The 14,385-nt window shown below is 70.5% G+C and carries 13 protein-coding genes, 1 tRNA gene and 1 pseudogene; 13 read left to right on the forward strand and 2 right to left on the reverse strand.

What is annotated here, in order from left to right; translation table 11 throughout:
- The first annotated feature begins 3 nt into the window (after window positions 1-3).
- The 5 genes and pseudogenes from hpaE (at window position 4) to HNR28_RS09045 (ending at window position 4,562) form a co-directional block, all read left to right on the forward strand.
- Window positions 4-1,458 carry a 5-carboxymethyl-2-hydroxymuconate semialdehyde dehydrogenase gene (gene hpaE / locus HNR28_RS09025; protein WP_151024217.1) on the forward strand — a complete coding sequence of 485 codons (1,455 nt, stop codon included), beginning with the start codon at window positions 4-6 and terminating at the stop codon, window positions 1,456-1,458.
- Window positions 1,459-1,503: 45 nt separating this feature from the next.
- Window positions 1,504-2,486: pseudogene (gene hpaD, locus HNR28_RS09030) on the forward strand (3,4-dihydroxyphenylacetate 2,3-dioxygenase).
- Window positions 2,467-2,853, forward strand: coding sequence for a 5-carboxymethyl-2-hydroxymuconate Delta-isomerase (locus HNR28_RS09035; RefSeq protein WP_043684558.1), 387 nt, complete (start codon window positions 2,467-2,469; stop codon window positions 2,851-2,853). Before hpaD ends, HNR28_RS09035 begins: the two are co-directional and overlap by 20 nt.
- Complete coding sequence (gene hpaH, locus HNR28_RS09040; protein ID WP_151024215.1) at window positions 2,840-3,697, forward strand: 2-oxo-hept-4-ene-1,7-dioate hydratase; 858 nt, start codon at window positions 2,840-2,842, stop codon at window positions 3,695-3,697. The genes HNR28_RS09035 and hpaH overlap by 14 nt, the downstream gene beginning before the upstream one ends.
- A 64-nt stretch (window positions 3,698-3,761) precedes the next feature.
- Window positions 3,762-4,562 carry an HpcH/HpaI aldolase family protein gene (locus tag HNR28_RS09045; RefSeq protein WP_151024214.1) on the forward strand — a complete coding sequence of 267 codons (801 nt, stop codon included), beginning with the start codon at window positions 3,762-3,764 and terminating at the stop codon, window positions 4,560-4,562.
- Window positions 4,563-4,616: 54 nt separating this feature from the next.
- Here HNR28_RS09045 and HNR28_RS09050 read toward each other — a convergent pair whose 3' ends face one another.
- Window positions 4,617-6,002 carry a phosphomannomutase/phosphoglucomutase gene (locus HNR28_RS09050; protein WP_151024213.1) on the reverse strand — a complete coding sequence of 462 codons (1,386 nt, stop codon included), beginning with the start codon at window positions 6,000-6,002 and terminating at the stop codon, window positions 4,617-4,619.
- Window positions 6,003-6,199: 197 nt separating this feature from the next.
- Here HNR28_RS09050 and HNR28_RS09055 point away from each other — a divergent pair, with 197 nt between their 5' ends.
- Both HNR28_RS09055 and HNR28_RS09060 read left to right on the forward strand, forming a co-directional pair.
- Window positions 6,200-7,615, forward strand: coding sequence for an FAD-binding oxidoreductase (locus tag HNR28_RS09055; protein WP_151024212.1), 1,416 nt, complete (start codon window positions 6,200-6,202; stop codon window positions 7,613-7,615).
- A gap of 122 nt (window positions 7,616-7,737) precedes the next feature.
- Window positions 7,738-8,088 carry a RidA family protein gene (locus HNR28_RS09060; RefSeq protein ID WP_151024211.1) on the forward strand — a complete coding sequence of 117 codons (351 nt, stop codon included), beginning with the start codon at window positions 7,738-7,740 and terminating at the stop codon, window positions 8,086-8,088.
- 88 nt (window positions 8,089-8,176) lie between these two features.
- On the opposite strand, the gene mutM is transcribed toward HNR28_RS09060, so the two are convergent.
- Entirely contained in the window at window positions 8,177-9,004 is an 828-nt protein-coding gene (mutM, locus tag HNR28_RS09065; RefSeq protein ID WP_151024210.1) for a bifunctional DNA-formamidopyrimidine glycosylase/DNA-(apurinic or apyrimidinic site) lyase, read from the reverse strand.
- Between the two features lie 85 nt (window positions 9,005-9,089).
- On the opposite strand from mutM, the gene HNR28_RS09070 reads away from it, so the two are divergent.
- The 6 genes from HNR28_RS09070 to HNR28_RS09095 all read left to right on the forward strand — a co-directional run bounded on the left by HNR28_RS09070 (window position 9,090) and on the right by HNR28_RS09095 (window position 14,326).
- The gene (locus tag HNR28_RS09070; protein ID WP_151024209.1) at window positions 9,090-10,865 is read left to right on the forward strand and encodes a tetratricopeptide repeat protein; all 1,776 of its coding nucleotides are present in this window, start codon (window positions 9,090-9,092) and stop codon (window positions 10,863-10,865) included.
- Window positions 10,866-10,975: 110 nt separating this feature from the next.
- Window positions 10,976-11,536, forward strand: a complete 561-nt coding sequence (locus tag HNR28_RS09075) for an outer membrane lipoprotein LolB (protein WP_043687757.1) — start codon at window positions 10,976-10,978, stop codon at window positions 11,534-11,536.
- A gap of 18 nt (window positions 11,537-11,554) precedes the next feature.
- The gene (gene ispE / locus HNR28_RS09080; protein ID WP_170288433.1) at window positions 11,555-12,472 is read left to right on the forward strand and encodes a 4-(cytidine 5'-diphospho)-2-C-methyl-D-erythritol kinase; all 918 of its coding nucleotides are present in this window, start codon (window positions 11,555-11,557) and stop codon (window positions 12,470-12,472) included.
- A gap of 4 nt (window positions 12,473-12,476) precedes the next feature.
- Window positions 12,477-12,553 (forward strand) — tRNA-Gln (locus HNR28_RS09085).
- Between the two features lie 102 nt (window positions 12,554-12,655).
- On the forward strand, window positions 12,656-13,606 hold the full coding sequence (locus HNR28_RS09090; RefSeq protein ID WP_043684541.1) for a ribose-phosphate pyrophosphokinase: 951 nt from the start codon (window positions 12,656-12,658) through the stop codon (window positions 13,604-13,606).
- 114 nt (window positions 13,607-13,720) lie between these two features.
- Window positions 13,721-14,326 carry a 50S ribosomal protein L25/general stress protein Ctc gene (locus tag HNR28_RS09095; RefSeq protein WP_151024208.1) on the forward strand — a complete coding sequence of 202 codons (606 nt, stop codon included), beginning with the start codon at window positions 13,721-13,723 and terminating at the stop codon, window positions 14,324-14,326.
- Window positions 14,327-14,385: the final 59 nt, after the last annotated feature.

Consider the following 14,385-nt stretch of genomic DNA (forward strand, 5'->3'; position numbering starts at 1 on the left):
TTCATGATCAAGCATCTGATCGCCGGGCGCGAAGTCGAAAGCGCCGACGTTTTTGAAACCCTGAATCCCGCGACGGGCGAAGTCCTGGCCGAAGTCGCCAGCGGCGGCGCCGACGAGGTCGATCAGGCGGTGCGGGCCGCCCAGGAGGCGTTCCCGGCCTGGGCCGCGCGCCCGGCCGCCGACCGCGCGGCCATCATGCATCGCCTGGGCGAGCTGATCACGCGCGACGTGCCCGAGCTCTCCCGCCTGGAAACGCAGGACACCGGCCAGGTCATCGGCCAGACCGGCAAGGCGCTGGTGCCGCGCGCGGCCAACAACTTCCATTTCTTCGCCGAGCAGGTCAAGCGCCTGGACGGGGAAAGCTATCCCTCGGACACGGGCCACCTGAACGTCACGATGTGGCAGCCGGTGGGCGTCTGCGCCCTGATCTCGCCCTGGAACGTGCCGTTCATGACGGCGACCTGGAAGCTCGCCCCCTGCCTGGCGTTCGGCAACACGGCCGTCATGAAGATGAGCGAGCTCTCGCCCCTGACCGCCGACCGCCTGGGGCAGCTCGCCCTGGAAGCCGGCGTGCCGCCCGGGGTGTTCAACATCGTTCACGGCTACGGCGCCACGGCGGGCGAGGCGCTGGTGTCGCACGCCGGCGTGCGCGCCGTGTCCTTCACCGGCTCGACCGCCACCGGCCACCGCATCGTGCGCGCCGCCGGCCTGAAGAAGTTCTCCATGGAACTGGGCGGCAAGTCGCCGTTCGTCGTGTTCGACGACGCCGACTACGAGCGCGCGCTGGATGCCGCCCTGTTCATGATCTTCTCGAACAACGGCGAACGCTGCACGGCGGGCAGCCGCATCCTGGTCCAGCGCGGCATCTACGAGCGCTTCCAGGCCGACTTCGCCGCCCGGACGCAGCGCCTGACGGTGGGCGATCCGCTGGATCCCAAGACCATCGTCGGGCCGATGATCTCGGCCGGCCACCTGGCCAAGGTCACGGGCTACATCGAGGCCGGCCGGCGCGAAGGCGCCCGCCTGCTGTGCGGCGGCGGCACCCCGGACGTGGGCGCGGCCTTCCGCGGCGGCAACTGGGTCCAGCCCACCGTCTTCGCCGACGTGGACAACGCGATGAGCATCGCCCAGGACGAGATCTTCGGCCCGGTGGCCTGCCTGATCCCCTTCGACGACGAAGCCCAGGCCCTGGCCATCGCCAACGACACGGCCTACGGCCTGTCGTCCTACGTCTGGACCGAAAGCACCGGGCGGGCCCTGCGCATGGCGCGCGGCATCGAGGCCGGCATGGTGTTCGTCAACAGCCAGAACGTGCGCGACCTGCGCCAGCCCTTCGGCGGCGTCAAGGCCTCGGGCACCGGACGCGAGGGCGGGCATTACAGCTACGAGGTGTTCTGCGAAGCCAAGAACATCTGCATCTCATACGGGGATCATCCGATCCCTCGCTGGGGCGTCTGAACCCCGGCCAACGTTGCATCATGACCCCCTTACGGAGGAGACACCATGGGTAAGCTCGCTTTGACCGCGAAAATCACGCACGTGCCGTCGATGTATCTGTCCGAGCTGGACGGACCGCACAAAGGCTGCCGCCAGGCCGCCATCGACGGCCACAAGGAGATCGGCCGCCGCTGCCGCGAACTCGGCGTGGACACGATCGTCGTCTTCGACACGCACTGGCTGGTGAATTCCGGCTACCACATCAATTGCGCGCCGCATTTCAAGGGCATCTACACCAGCAACGAACTGCCGCACTTCATCAAGGACATGGCCTACGAGTACGACGGCAATCCGGAACTGGGCCGGCTGCTGGCCGATGCCAGCACGGCGGCCGGCGTGCGCACCCGCTCGCACGAGATCGCCAGCCTGGAACTGGAATACGGCACGCTGGTGCCGATGCGCTACATGAACGAGGACCGTGCGTTCAAGGTGGTGTCGGTGGCGGCGCTGTGCACCGTCCACAACATGGAGGACTCCGCCAAAATCGGCGCCGCCATGCGCCGCGCGGTCGAGGAGCAGTACGATGGGACGGTGGCCTTCCTCGCCAGCGGCTCGCTGTCGCACCGCTTCGCCCAGAACGGCGTGGCGGAAGACTACCTCTTCAAGGTCTGGAGCCCGTTCCTGGAAACCGTCGATCACGCCGTGATCGACATGTGGCAGCGCGGCGACTGGGCGACGTTCTGCGACATGCTGCCCGAGTACAACGCCAAGTGCCACGGCGAAGGCAACATGCACGACACCGCCATGCTGCTGGGCGCCCTGGGCTGGGACCAGTACCGCGGCAAGGCCGAAGTGGTCACGCCGTATTTCGGCAGCTCGGGCACCGGCCAGATCAACGTGGTCCTGCCGGTCCAGTAAATCCCGGCGCTTCCGGCCCCGCGCGGACGGCCCCGGCCGGCCGCCGCGCGGGCCACCCCTCCGCCCTGCGAAGGCGGGGGGCCGACATTTCCGCATCCTGGGTCTCATACCATGGCACATCTGATCTTTGAATATTCAGGCAATCTCGCCCAGGAAGGCGACATTCCCGGCCTGCTGCGCAAGGCCAACCACATCCTGATCGACACCGGCCTGTTCCCCCCGGGCGGCATCCGCTCGCGCGCCCTGCGCCTGGACGAATACTGCGTGGCCGAGGGCGACCACGACGACGCCTTCGTGCACGCCACCGTCAAGATCGGCGCGGGCCGCGCGCCCCAGGCCGTGCGCGACACCGCCCAGGCGCTGTTCGACATGATGAAGCAGCATTTCGATCCGCTGTTCCAGCGCCGCACCCTGGCCCTGTCTCTGGAATTGTCCGAATTTTCCGAGGCGGGCACGCTCAAGCACAACAACATCCATGCCCGCTATGCCAAACACTGATACCGCCACCGCCGACCGCCCGCGCGCGGCCGCCGCGGAGTCCCTGCCGCGCGACGCCATCGCCCGCATCGCCGCTTCCCTGCACGAGGCCGAGCGCGCCCGCGTCCAGGTGCGCGCGCCGTCCCTGGACCATCCCGGCATCACCATCGAGGACGCCTACGCCATCCAGAGCGAGGGCATCCGCCTGAAGCTGCAGGAAGGCCGGCGCATCATCGGCCGCAAGATCGGCCTGACCTCGCGCGCCATGCAGCGGTCCTCGCAGATCGAGGAGCCCGACTACGGCGTGCTGCTCGACGACATGCTGTTCGAGAACGGCCAGGACATTCCCTTCGACCGCTTCATCGTGCCCATGGTCGAGGTCGAGCTGGTGTTCCACCTGACCCGCGACCTGGCCGGGCCCGAGGTCACCCTGTTCGACGTGCTGGACGCCACCGACTACGTCATGCCCGCCATCGAGCTCATCGACGCGCGCTGCCACCGCGTCGATCCGGCGAGCGGGCGGCCGCGCCTGGTGATGGACACGATCTCGGACAATGCCGCCAACGCCGGGCTGGTGCTGGGCGGGCGCGCCATCCGCCCCATGGACCTGGACCTGCGCTGGGCCGGCGCGCTGCTGATGCGCAACGGCGTGATCGAGGAGACCGGCGTGGCCGCCGGGGTGCTGAACCATCCGGCCAACGGCATCGTCTGGCTGGCGCGCAAGCTGGCCCGGCACGGCGCCGGCCTGGAGGCGGGGCAGCTGATCCTGGCGGGTTCCTTCACGCGGCCGGTGGCCGCGCAGCCGGGGGACACCTTCCACATCGATTACGGCCCGCTGGGCAGCATTTCCAACCGTTTCGCCTGATTCGTCCGATTCATACGATTCGTCCGATTTCTCTCCGTCCGGCCCTTTCTTTCGGAGGATACGCATGGCCGCGCTCCACAATTCGTTCAAGGCCGCCCTGCGCGGCGACCCGGTGCCGCGCATCGGCCTGTTCATGGGGCTGTGCGATCCCGGCGTGGCCGAGCTGCTCGGCGACACCGGCCTGGACTGGCTGCTGATCGACGGCGAGCACGGCCCGAACGACCTGCGCACCGTCCTCGCGCAACTGCGGGCGCTCGAAGCCTGCCGGGCCGACGTCCTGGTGCGCATCGTCGATCACGATCCCGCGCTCATCAAGCAGATGCTCGACATCGGCGTCCAGTCCCTGCTGGTGCCGATGGTGGAGTCGGCCGAACAGGCGCGCGCCCTGGTGCGGGCCACCCGCTATCCGCCCGCCGGCATCCGCGGGGTGGGCTCGGCGCTGGCGCGCGCGGCGCGCTGGAACGGCGTGCCCGACTACCTGAAGCGGGCCGACGACGAGATCTGCCTGATCGTCCAGGCGGAATCCCGCGCCAGCCTGGACGCGCTGGACGACATCCTGACGGTGGAGGGTGTGGACGCCGTGTTCATCGGCCCTTCGGACCTGGCCGCCTCGATGGGGCACCTGGGCCAGCCGGAGCACCCCGAGGTGCGCGCCGCCGTGCTCGGCGCCCTGGAGAAGGTCGTCCGCAGCGGCAAGGCCGCCGGCGTGTTCGCCACCCGGCTGGACACCGCCCGCCTCTATTGCCAGGCGGGGGCCCGCTTCGTGGCCCTGGGTACGGACACTCTGCTGCTGCGCCAATCGGCCGCCGGCCTGGTGCAGGCCTTCCATGCCGGCGCCGCCCAGGCGGCCGGCGCCGGGTACTGAGCCGGCGCCGGGTACTGAGCTGGGGCCGGCGCCGCGGAGCCCGGCCGGCGGGGCCTAGAACGGCAGCGTCCGCCCGGGCAGGAGCTCGGCGAAGGCGGCGCGGAATTCGTCCTGGATGCGCGCCAGGGCTTCGGGCGTGTCGCCCTCGAAGCGCAGCACCACCACGGGCGTCGTGTTGGACGCCCGCGCCAGGCCGAAGCCGTCGGGGTATTCGGCGCGGACGCCGTCGATCGTGACGAGGTCCGTGGCGCCGGGGAAGCGGCCCTCGGACTGCAGGCGATGGATGAAGGCGTGCGGTTCGCCCTCGGCCATGGGCAGCTTCAGCTCCGGCGTGGAGAGGCCCTGGGGCAGGGATTCCAGCACCCGGCTCGGATCGTCGCTGCGCGACAGGATTTCCAGCAGGCGCGCGCCGGCGTAGAGGCCGTCGTCGAAGCCGTACCAGCGTTCCTTGAAGAAGATGTGGCCGCTCATCTCGCCGGCCAGCGGCGCGCCGGTCTCGGCCAGGCGCGCCTTGATCAGCGAATGCCCGGTCTGCGACATCAGCGGCGTCCCGCCGGCCTCGCGCACGGCCCGGCCCAGGTGGCGGCTGCACTTGACGTCGAAGATGATCGAGGCGCCCGGCTGGCGCTGCAGGATGTCGCGGGCGAACAGGATCATCTGGCGGTCGGGCCAGACGATCTGGCCGGAGCGGGTGACCACGCCCAGGCGGTCGGCGTCGCCGTCGAAGGCCAGGCCCAGTTCGCAGTCGGTGTCGCGCAGGTGCGCGATCAGGTCCTGGAGATTGGCCGGGTCCGCCGGATCGGGGTGGTGGTTGGGAAACAGGCCATCGACCTCGCAGTACAGTTCGTCGACCGTGCAGCCCAGCGCGCGGAACAGGCGGGCGGCGGCCACGCCGCCCACGCCGTTGCCGCAGTCGATGGCGATGCGCATGGGGCGCGCGAGGCGGACGTGGCCGGCGATCTCGCGGATGTAGGCGTCCATCAGGTCGGTGGCGACGCTCAGGCCGGGGATCGTGCCCACGGGCGCCTCGATTCCGTCCATGGCCTGGCGCAGGGCCTGGATCTCGTCGCCATGGAGCGTGCGCCCCGCCATCATCATCTTGAAGCCGTTGTAGTCGGGCGGATTGTGGCTGCCGGTGATGGCGACCCCCGAGCCGCTGCCGTCGCGGTGGGCGGCGTAGTACACCAGCGGCGTGTGCGCCAGGCCCAGGTCCACCGTGTCGATCCCGCCGGCGTGCAGGCCGGTCTTGACGGCGTGGGCCAGCCCGCGGCTGCTCAGGCGCCCGTCGTAGCCGACCGCCAGGCTGCGCACGCCCTCGCGCCGGGCCTGGGCGGCCAGGGCCAGCCCCAGGCGGTGGGCGAAGGGTTCGTTGATCTGTCCGGGCACGGTGCCGCGGATGTCGTAGGCTTTGAAGACGGCGGAAGGCAGGGGTGCGTTCATGGAAGATTCCGGCGTAAAGATCGGCTAGGGAAGGTTTGAGCCGGTCGAGCGGAAAGCGGGCGCAGCAGACCGCCCGAGACCGCAGATGCACGCGGCGTGAGGACCGGTTCAGACCTTTCCTCATTATCGCCGATTACAATCGGAGGTTCTTTTCACTTCTTATCCGCGCCGCGGCACGCGGCGCAACGACGAAGGCCATGGATCATCTGGATGCTTTGCGCGCGACGGTCGGCGCCGCGCAGGTGCTGACCGGCGCGGACGCGCTGCCCTGGGAAACGGACTGGCGCGAGCGCTACCGCGGCCGGGCGCTGGCCGTGGTGCGGCCGGGCACGACCGACGAGGTCGCGGCGGTGGTGCGCCTGTGCGCGCAGGCCGGGCTGCCCGTGATCCCGCAGGGCGGCAATACCGGGCTGTGCGGCGGGGCCACGCCCGACGATTCCGGCCGGGCGGTGATCCTGTCGCTGCAGCGCCTGAACCGCGTCCGCGGCATCGACACCGACAACGACACGATGGAGGTCGAGGCCGGCTGCGTGCTGCAGTCCGTGCAGCAGGCCGCGCGCGAGGCCGGCCGGCTGTTTCCGCTCAGCCTGGCGGCCGAGGGCAGCTGCACGATCGGCGGCAACCTGGCCACCAACGCGGGCGGCACGCAGGTCCTGCGCTACGGCAACATGCGCGAACTCACCCTGGGGCTGGAGGTCGTCACCGCCCAGGGGGACGTCTGGCACGGCCTGCGCGGCCTGCGCAAGGACAACACCGGCTACGACCTGCGCGACCTGTTCATCGGCAGCGAAGGCACGCTGGGCGTGATCACGGCGGCCACGCTGAAGCTGCATCCGCTGCCGGTGGCGCGCTGCACCGCGCTGCTGGCCCTGGATTCGATCGAGGCGGGCATCGCCATGCTGGGCCGCGCCCGCGCGGGGCTGGGTGCCTCGCTGACCGGCTTCGAGCTGATGGCCGGCAACTGCCTCCAGGACGTGGTGCGCTGCTTTCCGCAGCAGCGCCTGCCCTTCGAGGGCCCGTCGGCCGACAGGCCCTGGTACGCGCTGCTCGAACTGTCGGACAGCGAATCCGAGGCCCACGCCCGCGAGCGCTTCGAGGTCGTGGTGGGCGAGGCGATCGAGGCCGGCGTCGTCCTGGATGCCGTGATCGCCGAATCCATGGCGCAGAGCCACGCGCTGTGGCACCTGCGCGAAAGCATCCCCCTGGCGGAAAAGGAATCCGGCAAGAGCATCAAGCACGACGTCTCGATCCCGGTGTCGCGCATGGCCGAGTTCGTGCTGGGCACCAACGCCGCGCTGCAGGCCGCGTTCCCCGGCATCCGGCACGTGATCTTCGGCCACCTGGGCGACGGCAACCTGCACTACAACGTCGCGCGCGGGCCGGACTGGGCCGAAGGCCGGCTGCTGGCGTGCCAGGACGCGGTCTACGAGCTGGTGCATGACCGCGTGCACGCGGTGGGCGGCTCGATCAGCGCCGAGCACGGGGTGGGGCAGCTCAAGCGCGACGTGCTGCCGCGCTACAAGGACCCGGTGGAGATGGTGCTGATGCATCGCATCAAGGCGGCCCTGGATCCCCAGGGCATCATGAATCCGGGCAAGGTCCTGGTGGGGTAGGGCGCGCGGCCGGTCCGCCCATCCCCCGCGGCCTGCCGCCCGGCCGCCCGCCGGCGCGGGGATCCGGCCCTGGTTCCGGGCTATGATGGCGCCTTCCTCCACTCCCTTTGGAAGCTGTCGTCATGACCATCCAGCGCATCGAACCCGGCGCCCGCATGAGCGGCGCCGTCGTCCACGGCAACATCGTCTACCTGTCGGGCCAGGTGGGCCATGAGGGCGACGACGTCCAGACCCAGGCGCGCACGGCGCTGGCCGAGGTCGATCGCCTGCTGGAGAAGGCCGGCAGCCACAAGTCCCGCATCCTGCAGGCCACCCTCTGGCTGGCCGACATGGCCGATTTCCCGGCCATGAACCCGGTCTGGGAGGCCTGGATCGACCCGGCCAACCCGCCGGCCCGCGCCACGGGCGAGGCGCGCCTGGCCGCGCCCGGCCTGAAGTTCGAGGTGATCGTCGTCGCCGCCCTCAACGATTGAGATCCCGCGCCCGGGCTCGCCGGGCCGCGTTCCGGATTCTGGACGGCACGCCTCGCAGGCCGCGCCGGGCCGCAGGCCCGGCCCCGCGCTAGCGCTTCTGGCATCCCGGGCAGAAATAGGTCGCCCGCTGGCCCTGGACGATGCGCCGGATCGGCGTGGCGCAGCGCGGGCAGGGCTGGCCCTCGCGTTCGTAGACGGCCGCGTGCAGCGTGAAATACGCGCCCGGGGCGCCCTGAGCGTTGACGTAGTCGCGCAGCGTGCTGCCGCCCGATTCCAGCGCCTGGCTCAGGGTCTGCAGGATGGCCGCGTGCAGCCGGGCGCTGCGCGGGCGCGACAGGCGCGCGCCCGGCAGGCGCGGGTCGATGCCGGCCAGAAAGAGCGATTCGGATGCATAGATGTTGCCCACGCCCACGACGATCCGCCCGCCCAGCAGCAGCTGCTTGACCGTCTGGCGGCTGCCCCGCAGCCCCGCGTGCAGGAGCTCCGGGGTGAAGGCCGGGTCGAAGGGCTCGATGCCCAGCCCGGCAAGCAGCGGATGGGCCTCGATCGGGCCGGCGCCGGCCGGATGCCACAGGACGGCGCCGAAGCGGCGCGGGTCGTGCAGCAGGAAGCGCGCCTCGTCGAACAGCCATTCCACGTGGTCGTGCTTGCGCGGCGGCTCGTCCATCGGCACCCGCCGCAGCGAGCCCGACATGCCCAGGTGCACGATCTGCGTGCCCCGCGGAAAGCGGATCAGCAGGTACTTACCCCGCCGCTCGCAGGCCAGCACCTCGGCGTCGCGCACCAGGGCGGGCAGGTCGGCCGGCACCGGCCAGCGCAGCCGGGATTCGTGCACGATCAGGCGGCGCAGGACGCGTCCGGGCATGACCGTGGCAATTCCACGACGGGTTGTTTCGACTTCTGGCAGTTCCGGCATGGCAGGGTGATAACATCCACTTTCGATGACGCAATTTTGCCACCAGACGCGGTTTCTTCCTGCGTTCCGGCCATGGTTACCGCAAATGAGATTTCCCGCTTCCGTGATTCCCGTGGTGCTGGCGCTGGCCGCCGCACACGAGACGGCGTGGGCTGCGCCCCCCGCAGCCGCGCCGGCCGATCCGGTCGAAACCATCCATTTGCGTAGCGGCGAGCCGCCGGCCGTCACGCTCACTCCCGAACTGCTGTACCGCCTGCTGGTGGCCGAGCTGTCCGCCCAGCGCGGGCAGTACGACGATGCCGCCCAGGAGCTCCTGTCCCTGGCGCACGACACCCTGGATCCCCGGCTGGCGCGGCGCGCCTTCCAGATGTCCATGACCGGGCGCAACCTGGCGCTGGCGCTGCGCTCGGCCCGCGAATGGGCCGCCCTGGACCCGTCCAACCCCGAGGCGGTGGCCGCTTCCCTGGCGCTGTCGGCCTCCAGCGGCCAGACCGACGGCCTGGCCCAGACGCTGGCGCGCCGCATCGCCTCGGCCGACGATCCCGACCAGGCCATCGTCCAGGCGGCCGGCATCGTGTCCAAGATGACCGACAAGCGCCTCGCCCTGGACGTGCTGGACAAGGCGCTGGCGGGCGTGTCGGGCACCTCGGCGCTGGCCCGGCTGGCCCTGGCCGACGCCGCCTGGGCGGCGGGCGAGCCCGTGCGCGCCGTGGACGAGGCGCGCCGCGCCCAGGCGCTGGACCCGGATTCCCAGGACGCCGCCCAGCGGGTGCTCGAATACGGCCTGCGGGTCGAGCCCTCGCAGGCCATCAAGGACACCTACGCCTACCTGGAGCGCCACCCGGACCGGCGCGGCCTGCAGCTGCTGCTGGTCAGCCGCCTGACGGGCCGGGGCGCGTTCGACGAGGCCCTGGGCCTGCTCGACCGCATGCGCCGCCGTGCCCCCGAGGACTTCGACCTGCTCTACACCGAGGCCGAGGTCAACGCCCGCGCCGGCCGCTACGATGCCGCCAAGGCGCTGCTGGGCCAGTACATCACGATCCAGCAGCAGCGGCGCCAGGCCGTGCGCGACGACGCCACCAACGCCCAGGCCGACGTGTCCGACGCGCGGCTGCTGCTGGTGCAGATCGCCGAACGCCAGAACGACCTGCGCGAAGCCATCCGCCAGCTGCGCAGCATCGACGAGCCGTCCCTGCAGTTCCAGGCGCGCACGCACGAGGCCGTGCTCTACGGCAAGCTGGGCGAGCTGAACCAGGCGCGGGCGATCCTGGACGCCATCAAGCCGGCCGACCGCCGCGAGCGCGTCGTCGTGCGCCTGACCCTGGCCTCCATCTACCGGGACGCGGGGCGCACCGACCAGGCGGTCGAGCTGCTCAAGGCGACCGACCTGGAAATGCCCGACACCCCGGAAATCAAGTACGACCTGGGCATGCTGCTGCACCAGCAGGGCAAGACGGCCGAATTCGAGGCCCTGATGCGCCGCGTGATCGAGCTCGATCCCGACAACGCCAATGCCTACAACTCGCTGGGCTACACCTTCGTCGAGCAGAACCGCAACCTGACCGAGGCGCGCGACCTGCTGGAGCGCGCGCTCGACCTCGATCCCGACAACGCCTACATCCTGGACAGCGTGGGCTGGTACCTGTTCCGCATCCGCGACTACCAGGGGGCGCTGGAATACCTGCGCCGTTCCTACGACCAGATGCCCGCCGCCGACGTGGCCGCGCACCTGGGCGAGACCCTGTGGGCACTGGACCGCCGCGACGAGGCCCGGCGCATCTGGGCCGAAGGGCGCAAGGCCGATCCCGACAACGCGACCCTGCGGGAAACGCTGAACCGCCTGGGGGTCAGGCTGCCATGAGGCCGTCCGGTCCTGCCCGGCGATCCGGGCGGATGCCCGCGGCGGCGTCCCCGGCGGCATCCTTCCGCGCGCGCGGCACCGCGGCGTCGCGCGGCCTCGCGGCGTACCTCGTGCGCCTGCGGCACGTCTGGCTGACGCTGGTCCTGGCGGGCCTGCTGGCCGCCTGCGCCGCGCCCCAGCGCATTGGCGGCGCCGGCCCCGCCTTCGAGCGGCAGGGCCGCTTCGCCGTCAACCTGCAGCCGGCGGGCGCCGCGCCCACCGCGGCCCAGGGCGGCTTCTCCTGGCGCGACGACGGCCGCGTCCTGCGCCTGGATCTCGTCTCCCCGCTGGGCAGCGTGCTGGCGCGGATCCGGGTGGAGCCCGGCCGCTCCGAGCTGGAGCGCGCCGACGGTAGCCGCGAATCGGCGCCCACGCCCGACGACCTGCTGGCCCTGGTCTGGGGCCATCCCATGCCGGTGTCCGGGCTGCGCCGCTGGATCCGTGGCGAGGCCGCGCCCGGCCTCGTCGTCGATGCGCAGCGGGACGCGCAGGACCGGCTGACGGCGCTGCGCCAGGACGGCTGGGAAGTCAGCCTGTCGGCCTACGACGCCCAGGGTCCCGGGCGCGTGCGCCTCTCGCGCCTGGACAGCCAGGGGCAGTGGCGCCTGCAGCTGATCGTGGACCGGCCCTAGGCCCATGCACCGGCCCTGATGCGCATGGCGGCCCTGTACGACGTGCCGGCCCCGGCCAAGCTCAACCTGTTCCTGCACGTGGTGGGGCGGCGTGCGGACGGCTACCACCTGCTGCAGACGGTCTTCCGCTTCGTGGACCTGTGCGACACCCTCGATTTCGACGCCACGGCCGACGGCTCGCTGGCGCGCGAAGGCGAGGGCCTGGCGGGGCTGGCGCCGGACCAGGACCTGGTGCTGCGCGCCGCGCGCGCGCTGCAGCGCGCCACGGGCGCGCGCCAGGGCGCGCGCATCCGTTACCGCAAGCGCATCCCGGCCGGCGGCGGCCTGGGCGGCGGCTCCAGCGACGCGGCCACCACCCTGATCGCCCTGAACCGCCTGTGGGGCACCGGCCTGACGCGCGCCGAGCTGATGCGCCTGGCCCTGCCGCTGGGGGCCGACGTGCCGGTCTTCGTCTTCGGCCGCGCCGCCTTCGCCCAGGGCGTCGGCGAGGATCTCACGGCCGTGGACCTGCCCGAGCGGGCCTACTGGATCGTGCGCCCGCCCGCGCACGTGGCCACGGCGGACGTTTTCCGCGATCCCGATTTGACAAGAAATTCCGAATCGGTAAAAATTGCGGTCTTTACTGATTGGCAGACAGGGCAGCGCGCCGGGCTGTTATTTGGCCGCAACGACCTGGAAGCCGTGGTCTTTCGGCAGCATCCGGATATCGCCGCGCTTGCGCGGGCGATACGAGGCACAGAGGGCGCGGGGGTTGAAGTCCGCATGACGGGTTCGGGTTCGTGCCTGTTCGCGGAATTCCCCGACCTGGCCCAGGCCGGGATGCATCGGGACCGAATAATCGGTAAAATGGAAAACCCGCCCGATGGGGCGATCGAAGGGTCCTGGATCTGCCGGGGCCTGGCGGATCACCCCTTGCTTGGCTGGGTCGCAGATTGAATATTGGGGAATCGCCAAGCTGGTTAAGGCACCGGATTTTGATTCCGGCATGCGAAGGTTCGAATCCTTCTTCCCCAGCCATCCTTTCCGCGCCGGCGCGCATGCTACCAGGCTGTTGAACCGCCCCGCTTCCCGCGGGAAGGCTGTCAACAGCCTTGTCATTTGACACATTGGTTCGACACCATGGCACAAGACAGATTCATGATCTTCACCGGCACGGCCAATCCTCGTCTGGCCGTCGATGTCGTGAATCACCTGGACATGTCGCTGGGCAAGATGACCGTCGGCCGCTTCTCCGACGGCGAGGTCATGGTCGAGATCAACGAAAACGTCCGCGGCAAGGACGTCTTCGTGCTGCAGCCCACCTGTGCGCCGACCAACGACAACCTGATGGAAATCATGGTGATGGTCGATGCCCTGCGCCGCGCTTCCGCGCGCAACATCACCGCCGCCATCCCGTATTTCGGCTATGCCCGCCAGGACCGCCGGCCGCGCTCGGCCCGCGTGGCGATCTCGGCCAAGGTCGTGGCCAACATGCTGCAGGTCGTGGGCGTGGACCGCGTCCTGACCATGGACCTGCACGCCGACCAGATCCAGGGCTTCTTCGACATCCCCGTGGACAACATCTACGCCGGGCCGATCCTGCTGGGCGACATCTGGAGCCGCAACTTCCAGAACCTGGTGGTCGTGTCGCCCGACATCGGCGGCGTGGTGCGCGCCCGGGCCCTGGCCAAGCAGCTCGAATCCGACCTGGCCATCATCGACAAGCGCCGCCCGCGCGCCAACGTCTCCGAGGTCATGAACATCATCGGCGACGTCAACGGCCGCACCTGCCTGATCATGGACGACATGGTCGACACCGCCGGCACGCTGTGCAAGGCCGCGCAGGCCCTGAAGGACCGGGGCGCGGGTTCCGTCTACGCCTATTGCACGCACCCCGTGCTGTCGGGCGAGGCCATCAAGCGCATCCAGGACTCCGCCCTGGACGAGCTCGTCGTCACCGACACCATTCCGCTGAACGAAGCCGCGCGCGCCTGCGCGAAGATCCGCCAGCTCTCCTGCGCCTCGCTGCTGGGGGAGACCATCCTGCGCATTTCCACGGCGGAATCGGTCAGCTCGCTGTTCGCCGACTGACGGCGGCCGCGACGTTTTTTTGTGGCCCCGCGCTGGTCGCGGCGCGGGGCCGTTTCGCAGCTTCGGCTGCTGTGCTGTCAGGGGCCGTCCGTAGGCCCCGTTTTGGAGTTTTCCATGAAATTCACCGCCACTTCGCGTAGCGTCCAGGGTTCGAGTGCGAGCCGCCGCCTGCGCCGCGCCGGTCGGGTGCCCGCCATCGTCTACGGCGGCAAGTCCGCCCCGGCCAATATCGAGCTCGACCACAACGAGATCTACCACGCCCTGAACAAGGAAGAGTTCCACGCCTCCATCCTGGACATGGTCCTGGACGGCAAGACCGAGCCGGTCCTGGTGCGTGCCGCCCAATGGCACCCCTACAAGCCCCTGGTCCTGCACGTCGACTTCCAGCGCGTGGACGCCTCCCAGGCCGTCACCACCAAGGTCCCGGTGCACTACCTGAACGCCGACATCAGCCCGGCCGTCAAGCTGGCCGGCCAGATCGTCACCCACGGCCCGACCGAACTCGACATCACCTGCCTGCCGGCCAACCTGCCGAAGTTCATCGAAGTCGACCTGGGCGGCCTGGTGGGCAATGCCCGCCTGCACCTGTCGGACGTCACCCTGCCGATGGGCGTGAAGTACGTCCCCCACGGCGAGGACACCAACCCGCTGCTGGCCCAGGCGTCCGCGCCCAAGGGCACGGCTGCCGAAGGCGCCGCCGACGCGCCGGCCGCCGAATAAGCCGCCGTCCGCAAGCCCCGGCAAGACCCTACGGAACCCCCGCGCGGCCGCAAGGCCGG

It is taken from the genome of Castellaniella defragrans, from assembly GCF_014203015.1.
In the GTDB taxonomy this organism is placed as follows: domain Bacteria; phylum Pseudomonadota; class Gammaproteobacteria; order Burkholderiales; family Burkholderiaceae_B; genus Castellaniella; species Castellaniella defragrans.